The 13,889-nt window shown below is 64.0% G+C and carries 13 protein-coding genes; all 13 read right to left on the minus strand.

Annotated features, from left to right (window positions below; genetic code table 11):
* Positions 1–2 precede the first annotated feature (2 nt).
* Positions 3–1,430 carry an NADH-quinone oxidoreductase subunit NuoN gene (gene nuoN, locus J5J86_RS23410; RefSeq protein WP_209102593.1) on the minus strand — a complete coding sequence of 476 codons (1,428 nt, stop codon included), beginning with the start codon at positions 1,428–1,430 and terminating at the stop codon, positions 3–5.
* Positions 1,431–1,444: 14 nt separating this feature from the next.
* Positions 1,445–2,959, minus strand: coding sequence for an NADH-quinone oxidoreductase subunit M (locus tag J5J86_RS23415; RefSeq protein ID WP_209102595.1), 1,515 nt, complete (start codon positions 2,957–2,959; stop codon positions 1,445–1,447).
* A gap of 2 nt (positions 2,960–2,961) precedes the next feature.
* Positions 2,962–4,887, minus strand: coding sequence for an NADH-quinone oxidoreductase subunit L (gene nuoL / locus J5J86_RS23420; RefSeq protein ID WP_209102596.1), 1,926 nt, complete (start codon positions 4,885–4,887; stop codon positions 2,962–2,964).
* 4 nt (positions 4,888–4,891) lie between these two features.
* Positions 4,892–5,200: an NADH-quinone oxidoreductase subunit NuoK gene (nuoK, locus tag J5J86_RS23425; protein ID WP_209102597.1), complete on the minus strand. Its 309-nt coding sequence runs from the start codon at positions 5,198–5,200 to the stop codon at positions 4,892–4,894.
* Between the two features lie 10 nt (positions 5,201–5,210).
* On the minus strand, positions 5,211–5,819 hold the full coding sequence (locus J5J86_RS23430; RefSeq protein WP_209102598.1) for an NADH-quinone oxidoreductase subunit J: 609 nt from the start codon (positions 5,817–5,819) through the stop codon (positions 5,211–5,213).
* Positions 5,820–6,001: 182 nt separating this feature from the next.
* Positions 6,002–6,490: an NADH-quinone oxidoreductase subunit NuoI gene (gene nuoI / locus J5J86_RS23435; protein ID WP_209102599.1), complete on the minus strand. Its 489-nt coding sequence runs from the start codon at positions 6,488–6,490 to the stop codon at positions 6,002–6,004.
* Between the two features lie 41 nt (positions 6,491–6,531).
* A complete protein-coding gene (gene nuoH / locus J5J86_RS23440) occupies positions 6,532–7,551 on the minus strand; it encodes an NADH-quinone oxidoreductase subunit NuoH (protein WP_209102600.1) in 1,020 nt (339 codons plus the stop codon).
* Between the two features lie 123 nt (positions 7,552–7,674).
* A complete protein-coding gene (gene nuoG, locus J5J86_RS23445; RefSeq protein ID WP_209102601.1) occupies positions 7,675–9,753 on the minus strand; it encodes an NADH-quinone oxidoreductase subunit NuoG in 2,079 nt (692 codons plus the stop codon).
* Between the two features lie 15 nt (positions 9,754–9,768).
* Entirely contained in the window at positions 9,769–10,137 is a 369-nt protein-coding gene (locus J5J86_RS23450; protein WP_209102602.1) for a bleomycin resistance protein, read from the minus strand.
* 2 nt (positions 10,138–10,139) lie between these two features.
* Positions 10,140–11,441 carry an NADH-quinone oxidoreductase subunit NuoF gene (nuoF, locus tag J5J86_RS23455; RefSeq protein ID WP_209102604.1) on the minus strand — a complete coding sequence of 434 codons (1,302 nt, stop codon included), beginning with the start codon at positions 11,439–11,441 and terminating at the stop codon, positions 10,140–10,142.
* A gap of 3 nt (positions 11,442–11,444) precedes the next feature.
* On the minus strand, positions 11,445–12,320 hold the full coding sequence (nuoE, locus tag J5J86_RS23460; protein ID WP_209102606.1) for an NADH-quinone oxidoreductase subunit NuoE: 876 nt from the start codon (positions 12,318–12,320) through the stop codon (positions 11,445–11,447).
* Positions 12,320–12,679: a hypothetical protein gene (locus tag J5J86_RS23465; protein WP_209102607.1), complete on the minus strand. Its 360-nt coding sequence runs from the start codon at positions 12,677–12,679 to the stop codon at positions 12,320–12,322. Before J5J86_RS23465 ends, nuoE begins: the two co-directional genes overlap by 1 nt.
* Positions 12,676–13,884: an NADH-quinone oxidoreductase subunit D gene (locus J5J86_RS23470; protein ID WP_209102609.1), complete on the minus strand. Its 1,209-nt coding sequence runs from the start codon at positions 13,882–13,884 to the stop codon at positions 12,676–12,678. The genes J5J86_RS23465 and J5J86_RS23470 overlap by 4 nt, the downstream gene beginning before the upstream one ends.
* Positions 13,885–13,889: the final 5 nt, after the last annotated feature.

Here is a 13,889-nt window from a genome sequence, read left to right on the forward strand (position 1 = left end):
TGTCAAAAGAGTGAGCGCGCTGCCGCGCCCGCCGCCTCGATGAGAGGAGCCGGATACACGAAATAGAAGATCGTGAACAGGCCGGAAAGGCCGAGAACTGCCTTCAGCTCCGACGGCATGGGGTCGAAAGCGTCCGCAGGCTCGTCAAAATACATGACCTTGACGACACGGAGGTAATAGAAGGCGCCCACAACCGAAGACAGCACACCGAGCACGGCAAGGCCATAGAGCCCTGCCTCGATGGCGGCGAGGAAGACGTAATACTTGGCCAGGAATCCGGCGAGCGGGGGAATGCCCGCAAGGGAGAACATGAGCGCCGCGAGCAGAAGCGCCATCACCGGATTGGTGCGGGCAAGGCCGGCCAGGTCGTCGATGGTCTCCACCGCACGGCCGTTGCGGCGCATGGCGAGGACACAGGAGAACGAGCCGAGCGTCATGGCCACATAGATGGCCATGTACACGATCACGCCCCGCACGCCCTGGGGCGTCGCTGCCGCCAGGCCGACCAGAGCAAAGCCCATGTGGCCGATGGAAGAGTAGGCCAGCATGCGCTTGATGTTACGCTGGCCGATGGCAGCAAATGCACCCAGCGCCATGGACGCAATGGCCACGAACACCACGATCTGCTGCCACTGGTGGGTCACATGCGGGAAGGCCTCCACCGTCACGCGCAGGAACACCGCCATGGCCGCAACCTTCGGCGCCGTGGCGAAGAAAGCGGTGACCGGGGTCGGCGCGCCTTCATACACGTCCGGCGTCCACATATGGAACGGCACGGCGGAGATCTTGAAGCACAGGCCAGCCAGCAGGAACACGATGCCATACACAAGGCCGACCGACGGCTGCGTCACCACAGCGGCGATACCGGCAAAATTCACGGTGCCGGTGAAGCCATAGATGAGGGAGGCGCCGTAAAGCAGCATGCCCGAGGACAGGGAGCCGAGGACGAAATACTTCAGACCGGCCTCGGTGGAGCGCACCGAGTCCCGATTGAAGGCCGCCACCACATAAAGCGACAGGCTCATCAGCTCGAGGCCGAGATAGAGGGCGATCAGGTCGCCGGCCGAGATCAGCATGGTCATGCCGAGCGTGGCGATCACCACCAGCACGGCATATTCATACTTGCGCTGCTGCTCGCGGCCGAGCCAATCCACCGACAGGATCAGCGACACAGTCGCACCCAGGATGGCCAGCGCCTTCATGAAGCGGCCGAACGGGTCGATCACCAGCGAACCGTTGAAGGCCGTCACGGTCTGTCCGGGGCCGATGAGCGTGAGCACGCCGGCCGCGACCAGGACCGCGATGGCGAGCCCGTTCACCATATTGGTTGCACCCTCCCCGCGCACCGCGCCGATCAGCAGAAGCACGATCGCCGAAAGCGCGAGCAGAAGTTCGGGGAGGACGGCTCCGAGCGGAGGCAGGACGGACATCTGGCGACCTCGGATCAGAAGCTGAACAGGAGCGAGGCGGTCTTCACCGCCGCCGCCACCGTGTCGGTGCGGGCGACGACGGCATTCACGGCCGCCGACGTCATGTGGAGGATGGGAGACGGCCAGAAGCCGAACAGGATGGTCAGGATGACGAGGGGCACCATGATGGCCACCTCCCGCGGGCTGAGATCCAGAATGTCCTTCAGGCTGTCCTTTTCCAGCGGGCCGAAAATGACGCGCCAGTAGAGCCACAGCGCATAGGCCGCAGACAGAATCACCCCGGTCGCCGCGAACAGAGCCACCCAGGTGTTCCGCTCGAAGGCGGCCAGCATGGTGAGGAATTCACCCACGAAGCCTGAGGTGCCCGGCAAGCCCACATTGGCCATGGTGAAGACCATGAGCGCAGTGGCATAGAGCGGCATGCGCTTGGCAAGGCCACCATAGGCCGCGATGTCGCGGGTGTGCATGCGGTCATAGATGACGCCCACGCACAAGAACAGCGCACCCGAGACGAATCCGTGGGAGATCATCAGGAACATGGCGCCCTGGAGGCCCGCCTCGTTCATGGAGAAGATGCCCATGGTCACGAAACCCATATGGGCGATGGACGAATAGGCGATCAGCTTCTTGATGTCCTCCTGCACCAGCGCCACCAGCGAGGTGTAGATGATGGCCACCACGGACAGGGTGAACACCAGCGGCGCGAAGAGGTGCGAGGCCTCCGGGAACATGGGCAGGGAATAGCGGATGAAGCCGTAGCCGCCCATCTTCAGAAGCACGCCGGCCAGGATGACCGAGCCCGCGGTGGGGGCTTCCACGTGGGCATCAGGCAGCCAAGTGTGCACCGGCCACATGGGCATCTTCACCGCGAACGAGGCGAAGAAGGCGAGCCACAGCCAGGTCTGCATGCCACCCGGGAAGCCGAACTGCATCAGTGTGGGCACGTCAGTGGTGCCGGCCTTCCAATACATGGCCATGATGGCCAGCATCATCAGCACGGAGCCGGCCAGCGTGTAGAGGAAGAACTTGAAGCTGGCATAGATGCGGCGCGCGCCACCCCAGATGCCGATGATGAGGAACATCGGGATCAGGCCGCCTTCGAAGAAGAAGTAGAACAGCACCAGGTCCAGCGCGCAGAAGGTGCCGATCATCAACGTCTCGAGGACGAGGAAAGCGATCATGTATTCCTTCACGCGCTTATGCACGCTCTCCCAGGAGGCGAGGATGCAGAAGGGCATGAGGAAGGTGGTCAGCAGCACCAGCGGCAGGGAGATGCCATCCACGCCCATATGGTAGGAGGCGATCTCCCCCAGCCAGGCCTGCTTTTCGACGAACTGGAAGCCGGGCGCCGCGCTGTCAAAGCCCGGCAACAGGAAGAGCGAGACCACGAATGTGACCAAAGTGGTCCAGAGCGCGACCCACCGGGCATTGCGCGCGGTGACCTCGCTGTCGCCCCGCACCACCAGGATGAAGAGCGCACCGACAATCGGCAGGAAGGTGACGACGGAGAGGATGGGCCAAGTGGTCATCGTCACACTCCGGCGAACATGAACCAGGTGATGAGCGCGGCAAGGCCGATCAGCATCACGAAGGCATAGTGATAGAGGTAGCCGCTCTGCAGGCGCACCACGCGGCCGGTGACATCGAGCACACGGGCCGAGACCCCGTTCGGCCCCCAGCCGTCAATGATCCGCCCATCACCCTGCTTCCAGAGCAAGCGGCCGATGAACAGCGCCGGCTTCACAAAGATGGCGTTGTAGAGCTCGTCGAAATACCACTTGTTGAGCAGGAACTTGTAGAGCGCGTCCTGACTCTTGGCGAGGGCGACGGGCACCTTCGGGTTCACGATGTAGAACCAATAGGCCACAACAAAGCCTAGCACCATCATCACAGTTGGCAGGTACTTGGCCCAACCTGGAATATCGTGCATGGCGTGAAGGATGTGGTTTTCCGTCCCCATGAAGATGGAGTGACGGAAGAATTCGTGCACGTCCTCGCCCACGAACTCGTTGTAGAGGGCAAAGCCCGAAACCACCGAACCCACCGCGAGGATGCCGAGCGGAATTGTCATCACCGCCGGTGATTCATGGGCGTGCTCGTAATGGTGATGGTCATGGGGATGACCATGGAAGGTCATGAACACCAGACGCCAGGAGTAGAAGGAAGTCAGCGCGGCCGCCGCAACCGTCATCACCCACCCATAGAGGGCGAAGTGATTGTGGGAGGCCCAGGCGGATTCGATGATCGCATCCTTGGAATAGTAGCCAGCCAGGAAGGGGAAGCCGGTGATCGCCAGGGTGCCGATGAGCATCATGGCATAGGTGAAGGGGATCTTCTTGTAGAGACCGCCCATGTGCCGCATGTCCTGCTCATGGTGCATCGCATTGATGACCGAGCCGGCGCACAGGAAGAGCAGGGCCTTGAAGCAGGCGTGCGTCAGGAGATGGAAGACGCCGACGGAATAGGCACCCGCGCCCATGGCCACGAACATATAGCCGAGCTGTGAGCAGGTGGAATAGGCGATCACCTTCTTGATGTCGTTCTGCACCAAGGCGACGGTCGCCGCGAACATGGCGGTGGTTGCACCGATCAGCATCACCACGTCGAGGGCGGTGGGCGACAGCTCGAAGATGGGCGACATGCGCGCCACCATGAACACGCCAGCGGTCACCATGGTGGCCGCATGGATGAGCGCGGACACCGGGGTCGGGCCTTCCATCGCGTCCGGCAGCCAGGTGTGCAGCATGAACTGCGCCGACTTGCCCATGGCGCCCACGAACAGAAGCAGCGCGATCACCGTCGGCGCATCCCAGTGATGGCCGAGGAAGTTGATGGTCTTGCCCGCCAGCGACGGAGCCGCCGCGAAGACGCCCTCAAACGCCACCGAGCCGGTCATCACGAAGATGGCGAAGATGCCGAGGATGAAGCCGAAGTCACCCACCCGGTTGACCACGAAAGCCTTCATGGCCGCCGCGTTGGCGGACGGCTTCTCGTACCAGAAGCCGATCAGCAGATAGGACGCCAAGCCGACGCCTTCCCAGCCGAAGAACAACTGGAGCAGGTTGTCCGCCGTCACCAGCATGAGCATGGCGAAGGTGAAGAGTGAGAGATAGGCGAAGAAGCGCGGGCGGCTCGGATCCTCGTGCATGTAGCCGATGGAGTAGAGATGCACGAGCGAAGACACCGTGGTCACCACGATGAGCATCATGGCCGTGAGCGTGTCGACACGCAGCGCCCAGTCGATCTTGAGGTCGCCCACATAGATCCACTGCAGCACCTGCACGCGGGCGTCGTGCCCGCCGAAGCCCACATTGAAGAAGACCACCCAGGCCAGCACGCAGGAAATGAAGAGGAACGAGGTGGTCACAACCTCGGACGCCCGCGCCCCGATCACCCGGCCGAACAGGCCAGCGATCAGAAAGCCGATGAGGGGGAGAAAGACGATCGCCTGATACATGGCCTCAGCCCTTCATGGCGTTGATGTCTTCGACGGCGATCGAACCGCGGTTGCGGTAGAACACCACGAGGATGGCGAGGCCGATGGCCGCCTCGGCGGCCGCGACGGTCAGGATCAGGAGCGCAAACACCTGCCCGACCAGATTGCCCTGGAACACCGAGAAGGCCACGAGGTTGATGTTCACAGCGAGCAGGATCAGCTCGATGGACATCAAAATGACGATCACGTTCTTCCGGTTGAGGAAGATGCCCAGCGTGCCGAAGGTGAACAGGATCGCGGCAACGATCAGGTAGTGGGAAAGTCCAACAGCCATCTTTCCCTCCTCAGATGCCCTGACCGGGCTTGACCTTGACCACCTCCATGGCGGCCTCCGGCGTACGCGCGACCTGGTCCGCGATGTTCTGACGCTTCACATTGGCCTTGTGGCGCAGTGTCAGCACGATGGCGCCGATCATCGCCACCAGCAGCACCATCCCGGCCGCTTCGAAGAAGTAGACATAGTCGGTGTAAAGCACCTGACCGAGGGCCCGTACATTGCTCACCGCCTGGCCGCCGGATGGCATGGGTGTCGAGGGCAGCGAGGTGCCGAACACCCAGGAACTTGCCACCAGCACCAGTTCCGCAAGGAAGATGGCGCCGACCACCATGCCGATGGGCAGGTATTGCAGGAAGCCCTGCCGCAGCTCCACGAAATCGACGTCCAGCATCATGACGACGAAGAGGAAGAGCACCGCCACCGCCCCCACATAGACCACCACCAGGATGAGCGCGAGAAACTCTGCGCCAATCAGGATGAAGAGGCCCGCCGCGTTGACGAAGCACAGGATCAGGAACAGCACGGACTGCACCGGATTGCGCGAGGCGATGACCATGAAGGCGGACGCCACGAGCACGAACGCGAAGAGATAGAAAAATAATGCCGCGACACTCATGCGCCGAGCTCCCCCTTGCGTGGCGCGCTCGCGCCGGATCCCTTCGCGCCGATGGCCGGGCGCCGCAGGCGGCAGCCGGTCCGTCGATAGCCCGTAGCCATGACCAACGTCCACTATCTAAGGCATCCGCAGGACGCGGGCGCCGTGATCCCTGAATGCCCGCTCCAAAGCGGGCGCCCCGTTCAGCGGTAAGGCGCGTCGAGCGCGATGGACTGCGCGATCTCGCGCTCCCACCGGTCGCCGTTCGCCAGCAGCTTTTCCTTGTCGTAATAGAGTTCTTCGCGGGTTTCCGTGGCGAACTCGAAATTCGGACCCTCGACGATGGCGTCCACCGGGCAGGCTTCCTGGCAGAAGCCGCAATAGATGCACTTCACCATGTCGATGTCGTAACGGGTGGTGCGGCGGGTGCCGTCATTGCGGCGCGGGCCAGCCTCGATGGTGATGGCCTGCGCCGGGCAGATGGCCTCGCACAGCTTGCATGCGATGCAGCGCTCTTCGCCATTGGGATAGCGCCGCAGCGCGTGCTCGCCGCGGAAGCGCGGCGAGATGGGGTTCTTCTCGAACGGATAGTTGATCGTCGCCTTGGGCTTGAAGAAATAGCGCATGGCGAGGACGAAGCCGGAGAGAAACTCCGTCAGAAGGAGGGCGCGGGCCGCCTGGTCGAGCTTCATGGCTCAGCTCCGATAAGATGCGGTCGGGAGGACGTGCGAGGTCATTGCGGCGCGTTCCCCGTGAAGTGAAGCACGCCAGCGACCACCACCACGGCTACCAGCGAGATGGGCAGGAACACCTTCCAGCCCAGACGCATCAACTGGTCATAGCGATAGCGGGGCACCATGGCCTTGGCCATGGCGAACAGAAAGAACATGAAGCAGAGCTTCAGCACGAACCACACCAAACCCGGCACCCAGGTGAAGGGCGCGAAGGGCAGCGGGGGCAGCCAGCCACCCAGAAACAGGATCGTGCCCATGGCGCACATGGTCATGATGGCCACGTACTCGCCGAGCATGAAGAGCAGATAGGGGGTCGAGCCGTACTCGGTCATGAATCCGGCGACGAGTTCGGATTCCGCTTCCACCAGATCGAAGGGCGGACGGTTCGTCTCGGCCAGTGCCGAGACGAAGAAGATCACGAACATCGGCAGCAGCGGCAGAAAGTACCAGTGCAGGAAGCCGTAGGGCCCAGACTGCGCCATCACGATCTGCGACAGATTTTGAGAGCCCGCACACATCAGGACGGTGATGATCACGAAGCCGATGGACACCTCATAGGACACCATCTGCGCGGCAGAGCGCAGGGACGCCAGGAACGGATACTTCGAGTTCGAAGCCCACCCGCCCATGATGATGCCGTACACACCCAGCGACGAGATGGCGAAGATATAGAGGATGCCCACATTCAGGTCGGCAATCACCCAGCCATCCGCGAGCGGTACCACCACCCAGGCGGCCAGAGAGAGCACACAGGTCACCAGCGGCGCCAGCAGGAACAACGCCTTATTGGCGCCCGACGGGATCACCGGCTCCTTCAGCACGAACTTCAAGAGGTCGGCGAAGGATTGCAGCAGGCCGAAGGGACCCACCACGTTCGGGCCACGGCGCAGTTGAACCGCCGCCCAGATCTTGCGATCGGCCAGCAGGATGAAGGCGATGAAGATCAGCAGCGCCACCAGCAGGGCAAGGCTCTGCCCCACGATGATCGCGACCTTCAGAAGGGTGTCCAGCCAGGTCATTGGTTCTTCCTGCCCCTCACGCCTCGCACGACTCGGCCGCCTGGCCGGTCGCAGTCATCACATGTGCGGCGCGCGTGATGCCGCGCACCAGATCCTCAAAGCCGATGCCCCTGCGCATCGGCTTCACTCCGCCGCAACTGCGGTACCACCGATCCGCAGCGCCGAGCATTCGGCCATGATGGCGGATGCGCGGGCGATGGGGTTGGTGAGGTAGAAGTCGCGCACCGCAAGTCCGAACGGCGCCTTGTCGAGCGTCCCCTGTGCCCCGGCCAGGGCGGAAAGCGCCGCCGGATCGGCAGCTTCCACCACGTCGAGACGGGCCAGGTGCGGAAAAGCCGCAATCGCTGCGGCGCGCAGCGCAAACAGGGTGTCGAACGGCAGCGTCTTGTCGAGCGCTTCGGAAAGCGCACGCAGGATGGCCCAATCCTCCCGGGCATCGCCAGGCGGGAAGGCGGCGCGGTTGGCGAACTGCACTCGGCCCTCGGTGTTCACATAGAGGCCCGGCTTCTCGGAATAGGCCGCGCCGGGAAGGATCACATCCGCCCGATGGGCACCGCGATCACCATGGGTGCCCACATAGACCACGAAGGCCCCCGGAGCGACCTCGATCTCGTCGGCTCCCAGGAGGAACAGGACATCCGCCCCGCCAGCCGCAGCCAAGGCGGCGGCATCCTTGCCCCCTGCCCCCGGAACGCAACCCACATCCAGCGCGCCAACCCGCGCGGCGGCCGTGTGGAGCACCGCGAAGCCGTTCCAGCCTTCCTTCACCGCTCCGACACTCGCCGCGACCTTGGCCGCCAGTGCGAGAACCGCGGCACCGTCCGCCCGGGCCAGGGCGCCCTGCCCCACAATGACCATGGGACGCTCGGCGCCACGCAGAATTTCGGCGAAGCCCGAATTGCCAGCGATTTCAGCGAGGCTGTCCGGGCCGGCGCCCAGATACTCATAGGGATAGGTCAGGTCGACCTGGGTCCCCACCAGACCCACCTTCAGGCCCCCGGCCCGCCAGCGCTTGCGGATGCGGGCATTGATCACGGACGCCTCATGGCGCGGATCGGTCCCCACCAAGAGGATCGCGTCCGCGTCCTCGATGCCGGCGATGGACGGATTGAACACGTAGGTGGCGCGGCCGAGAGACGGATCCAGCGCGGCGCCGTCCTGGCGGCAGTCGATGCTGGCGGACCCCAGCTTCTCCACCAGCATCTTCAGCGCAAACGCTTCTTCCACGGTGGCAAGGTCGCCCACGATGGCGCCGATGCGGTCGCCCTTGACGCCCTTCACCTTGGCGGCGATGGCGTCAAACGCTTGGCTCCAGCTGGCCGGCACGAGGCGGCCGCCCTGACGCACGTAAGGCCGATCGAGGCGCTGGGTCTTCAGGCCGTCCCACACGTAGCGGGTCTTGTCCGAGATCCACTCCTCGTTCACCACCTCATGGGTGCGCGGGAGGATGCGCATGACCTCGCGGCCGCGCGTGTCGATGCGGATGTTGGAGCCAGCCGCGTCCATCACGTCGATGGACTCGGTCTTCACCATTTCCCAGGGCCGGGCATGGAACGCCTGAGGCTTGTGGGTGAGCGCACCCACCGGGCAGAGGTCAGCCACATTGCCCTGCATCTCCGAGCGCATGGCGTGCTCGAGATAGGTGGTGATCTCCATGTCCTCGCCGCGCCCGATGGCACCGAGATCCGCGACGCCAGCCACTTCCGTGGTGAAGCGCACGCAGCGGGTGCAATGAATGCACCGGTTCATGGAGGTCCGCACCAGCGGGCCGATATACTTGTCCTCCACGGCGCGCTTGTTCTCCGCAAAGCGGGAACTGTCCACGCCATAGGCCATGGCCTGATCCTGCAGGTCGCACTCGCCGCCCTGGTCGCAGATGGGGCAATCCAGCGGGTGGTTGATGAGCAGGAACTCCATCACCCCTTCGCGCGCCTTCTTCACCATGGGGCTCTTGGTCAGCACCACGGGCGGCTCGCCGTTGGGTCCGGGACGCAAATCCTTCACGGCCATGGCGCAGGAGGCGGTGGGCTTGGGCGGGCCGCCCTTCACCTCGACCAGGCACATGCGGCAATTGCCGGCAATGGACAGCCGTTCATGGAAGCAGAAGCGCGGAATCTCGACCCCGGCCACCTCGCACGCCTGAAGCAGCGTGAACTCGGCCGGGACGTCAACCTCTGTGCCGTCGACGACGATCTTCGCCATCTAACTTCCCTCGTCTCAGACCGGGCCCGATCCGGCAACCGGCGCGCCGCAGCGCAACAGGTTTCCATCCGGGTCCCAGACATAGAATTCGCGCATGCCCCATGCGCGGTCTGCCACTTCCGAGATGCGCCCGCCTTCGCGCGCTCCCTCAAAACTGGCGTGCAAGCGGTCCACGTCGTCCACCCGGAGATAGGCCGACGTATTTTCAGCGATGCTGCGATCCTGGCAGGGCCAGAAGTGCAGCTCGACACCATCCTTCTCGACGATGCCGTAATCCGGCCCCGTCCTGCGCACCTCGAACCCGAGGCGCTCCCTGTACCAGTCGACCGCGGCAGGTATGTCCGCCGAGGCCAACACCGGGCAGCCGCGCAGAAGGCGCGACATATTCACTCCGCCGCGACCGGCACCGGATCCGGATGCGGATTGGCAGAATACTGGTCGATCCGCTTCTCGATTTCGCCGCGGAAGTTGCGGATGAGGCCCTGAACCGGCCACGCCGCCGCATCGCCCAGCGCGCAGATGGTGTGACCCTCGATCTGGGTGGTCACTTCCAGCAGCACGTCGATCTCGCGCTTCTGCGCCCGGCCTTCCGCCATGCGGCTCAGCACGCGCCACATCCAACCGGTGCCCTCGCGGCACGGCGTGCACTGGCCACAACTCTCATGCTTGAAGAAGTATGAGATGCGCGTGATGGCGCGGACGATGTCCGTGGACTTGTCCATCACAAGGCAGCCGGCGGTTCCAAACGAGGACTTCGCCCCGCGCAACCCGTCGAAGTCCATGATCAGGTCTTCGCAGGCCGCCGCAGGCACCAACGGGCAGGAGGCGCCGCCGGGAATGATGGCGAGCAGATTGTCCCAGCCACCGCGAATGCCGCCGCCGTGCTTCTCCACCAGTTCGCGGAAGGTGATGCCCATGGCATCCTCAACCACGCACGGCGTGTTCACATGGCCCATGATGCCAAACAGCTTGGTGCCCACATTGTTGGGGCGGCCGATGCCGGCGAACCAAGCCGCGCCGCGACGCAGGATTTCCGGCGCCACGGCGATGGATTCCACGTTGTTGACCGTGGTCGGGCAGCCATAAAGGCCCATATTGGCGGGGAAAGGCGGCTTCAGCCGCGGCATGCCCTTCTTGCCTTCCAGGCTCTCGATCAGCGCCGTCTCTTCGCCGCAGATATAGGCGCCGGCACCGTGATGCACATAGAGGTCGAAGGGGTAGCCGTGCACATTGTCCTTGCCGATGAGCTTTGCCTCATAGGCCTGGTCAATGGCAGCTTCGAGACGTTCGCGCTCGCGCACATATTCGCCGCGCACATAGATGTAGGCGGCATGAGCCCCCATGGCGAAGGAGGCGATCAGGCAGCCTTCGATCAGCGTGTGCGGATCGTTGCGCATGATCTCCCGGTCCTTGCAGGTGCCGGGCTCGGATTCGTCCGCGTTCACCACCAGATAGTGGGGGCGCCCATCGGACTGCTTGGGCATGAAGGACCACTTCATGCCGGTCGAGAAGCCGGCGCCGCCACGGCCGCGCAGGCCCGACGCCTTCATCTCGTTGATGATCCAGTCGCGACCCTTTTCCAGGATCGCCTTGGTGCCGTCCCAGTTGCCGCGCGCCAGAGCGCCCTTCAGGCCGAAATCATGAATGCCGTAAAGGTTGGTGAAGATCCGGTCCTTGTCCTGGAGCATCTCTCACACCTCCGGATCGCGCACGCCGGTGCCGGTCTTGAGCGGCTCGCGCTCGGACCCGGTCACCTCGGGGCTGGATGCCTTGGCGGCATCGGCCACGTCTTCCCGCTTCTCGCGGGCATCCTTGCCGTCCTCAGCCTTTTCCTGGCTGGCAGAGGCGGCGCCCAGGGGATCCACCGGCGTCTCGACCGCCGTGCTCGGCCGCCCGGCCTGCTGAAGATCGCCGGTCTCGCCGCTGTGGCCGCCCTGGGGCGCGGACGCCGAGGACCCCCGCGTATAAAGGCTCGGATCGGTGAGGGAGGTCAGTCCGAGGACCGGGGACGACGCCGTCCGGCCGATCTGGGAGCCGGTCTTCACCGGTCGACCGGCCCGCAAGTCATCGAGCAGCGCCTCGAGGTTCTCAGGCGTAAGGTCTTCGTAATAGTCGTAATTGATCTGGGCCATGGGAGCGTTTGCGCAGGCGCCCAGGCATTCCACCTCGAGCCAGGACAGCGCACCGTCCTCACTGACGTGACGCTCCGGCCCGATCTTGCGGCGGCAGACCTCCTTGAGCTCTTCGGAGCCGCGCATCATGCAGTGCGTGGTACCGCACAATTGCACGAAGTGCCGACCAACCGGCTCAAGGTTGAACATGGTGTAGAAGGTGGCGATCTCCAGCACGCGGATGTGCGCCATGCCGAGGCGATCAGCCACCGCGCGGATTGCGGGCTCAGGCAGCCAGCCGCCGGCCTGCTCCTGCGCCTTCCACAGCAGCGGAACGACCGCGCTGGCCTGCCGGCCCTCGGGATACTTGGAAATCTGGCGCACGATCCAGGCCTCGTTCTCCGCCGTGAAGGCGAAGCTTTCGGGCTGTTCGGCGGCGAGGCGGCGAACGGACATCAGCGGGTTCCCGAGCCGGCAATGCGACAATCATTATAGGCACCACCCACCTGGGCGATGCCGCAATAGGCGTAGACGCCATCCTTGTAGAGCTTGATGGCGTAGCCGTCCGTATGGGCGAAGCTGCCCCTTGTACCCGGCACCCCGGACGCGGGGATGACGGCCGCATCCACCGGTTGCCAGCCGCCCGTCAGGAGGCTGTACATGGTGATGCGCTCCACCACGATCGCCTTCGGCGGTTCGGCCGGGGTGCCAACGGGCACCACCACGTCAATGGTTGAGCGGCCTGCAGCATCAGCCGCATGGGCGGCGCCGCAGGCAAGCGACACAAGAACGGCGCTGGCGAGAAGAGCTTTCACCGATCCACCTCCCCGAACACGATGTCGAGGGAGCCCAGCACCGCCGAAACGTCGGCGAGCATGTGCCCGCGACACAGGAAGTCCATGGCCTGGAGATGGGCGAAGCCCGGAGCGCGGATCTTGCAGCGGTACGGCTTATTTGTGCCGTCAGCCACCAGATAGACGCCGAACTCACCCTTCGGTGCTTCAACGGCCGCGTACACATCCCCTTCGGGAACATGGAAGCCTTCCGTGTATAGCTTGAAGTGGTGAATGAGGGCTTCCATCGACCGCTTCATCTCGCCGCGCTTGGGCGGAGAGATCTTGTGATCGGTCGTGGAGACGGGGCCAGGCTCCTTCAGAAGCCGCGACACGCACTGCTGCATGATCTTGGTGGACTGCCGCATCTCTTCCATGCGGACCACATAGCGATCGTAGCAGTCACCGTGCTTGCCCACGGGGATATCGAAATCCAGCTCGGAATAGCATTCATAGGGCTGGGCACGGCGAAGGTCCCAGGCTGCGCCTGAGCCGCGCACCATCACGCCGGAAAAGCCCCACGACAGCGCGTCCTCCAGGCTCACCACACCAATATCGACGGTGCGCTGCTTGAAGATGCGGTTGCCGGTGACGAGGGCATCCAGATCATCCAGCAGGCTGTAGAAGCTCTCGCAGAAGGTGCCGATGTCCTGGACCAGCTCCGTCGGCAGGTCCTGGTGCACGCCGCCGGGCCGGAAATAGGCCGCATGCATGCGGCTGCCGGAGGCGCGCTCATAGAAGACCATGAGCTTTTCGCGGGCCTCGAAGCCCCAGAGCGGGGGGGTGAGCGCGCCCACGTCCATGGCGAACGTGGTGACGTTCAAGAGGTGCGACAGCAGGCGCCCGATTTCCGAGTAGAGCACCCGGATCAGCTGGCCCCGCTTGGGCACTTCAATGCCCAGCAGCTTTTCCACCGCCAAGCAATAAGCGTGCTCCTGGTTCATCGGCGCGCAGTAATCGAGCCGATCAAAATAGGGCACAGCCTGGAGATAGGTCTTGGCCTCAATGAGCTTTTCGGTGCCGCGATGCAGAAGGCCGATATGCGGATCGACCCGCTCCACCACCTCGCCATCGAGCTCCAGCACGAGGCGGAGCACGCCGTGGGCCGCCGGATGCTGCGGGCCGAAATTGATCTGGAAGTTGCGGACCGGAGCGTCGGGCCGGGGGCTATCGAGAGTGTGGGCCATGGGTC

The organism is Aquabacter sp. L1I39 (genome assembly GCF_017742835.1).
Classification (GTDB): domain Bacteria; phylum Pseudomonadota; class Alphaproteobacteria; order Rhizobiales; family Xanthobacteraceae; genus L1I39.

Excerpts from the sequence above, each read along its gene's own strand:
- nuoL (WP_209102596.1), bottom strand. The coding sequence starts at position 4,887 with ATGTATCAGGCGATCGTCTTTCTCCCCCTCATCGGCTTTCTGATCGCT.
- nuoG (WP_209102601.1), bottom strand. The coding sequence starts at position 9,753 with ATGGCGAAGATCGTCGTCGACGGCACAGAGGTTGACGTCCCGGCCGAG.
- nuoI (WP_209102599.1), bottom strand. The coding sequence starts at position 6,490 with ATGAAGCTCGACCAGGCGGCCCGCGCCCTCCTTCTGACGGAGTTTCTC.
- nuoH (WP_209102600.1), bottom strand. The coding sequence starts at position 7,551 with ATGACCTGGCTGGACACCCTTCTGAAGGTCGCGATCATCGTGGGGCAG.
- nuoF (WP_209102604.1), bottom strand. The coding sequence starts at position 11,441 with ATGCTCCAGGACAAGGACCGGATCTTCACCAACCTTTACGGCATTCAT.
- J5J86_RS23430 (WP_209102598.1), bottom strand. The coding sequence starts at position 5,819 with ATGAGTGTCGCGGCATTATTTTTCTATCTCTTCGCGTTCGTGCTCGTG.
- J5J86_RS23450 (WP_209102602.1), bottom strand. The coding sequence starts at position 10,137 with ATGTCGCGCCTTCTGCGCGGCTGCCCGGTGTTGGCCTCGGCGGACATA.
- nuoK (WP_209102597.1), bottom strand. The coding sequence starts at position 5,200 with ATGGCTGTTGGACTTTCCCACTACCTGATCGTTGCCGCGATCCTGTTC.
- nuoE (WP_209102606.1), bottom strand. The coding sequence starts at position 12,320 with ATGTCCGTTCGCCGCCTCGCCGCCGAACAGCCCGAAAGCTTCGCCTTC.
- nuoN (WP_209102593.1), bottom strand. The coding sequence starts at position 1,430 with ATGTCCGTCCTGCCTCCGCTCGGAGCCGTCCTCCCCGAACTTCTGCTC.
- J5J86_RS23470 (WP_209102609.1), bottom strand. The coding sequence starts at position 13,884 with ATGGCCCACACTCTCGATAGCCCCCGGCCCGACGCTCCGGTCCGCAAC.
- J5J86_RS23415 (WP_209102595.1), bottom strand. The coding sequence starts at position 2,959 with ATGACCACTTGGCCCATCCTCTCCGTCGTCACCTTCCTGCCGATTGTC.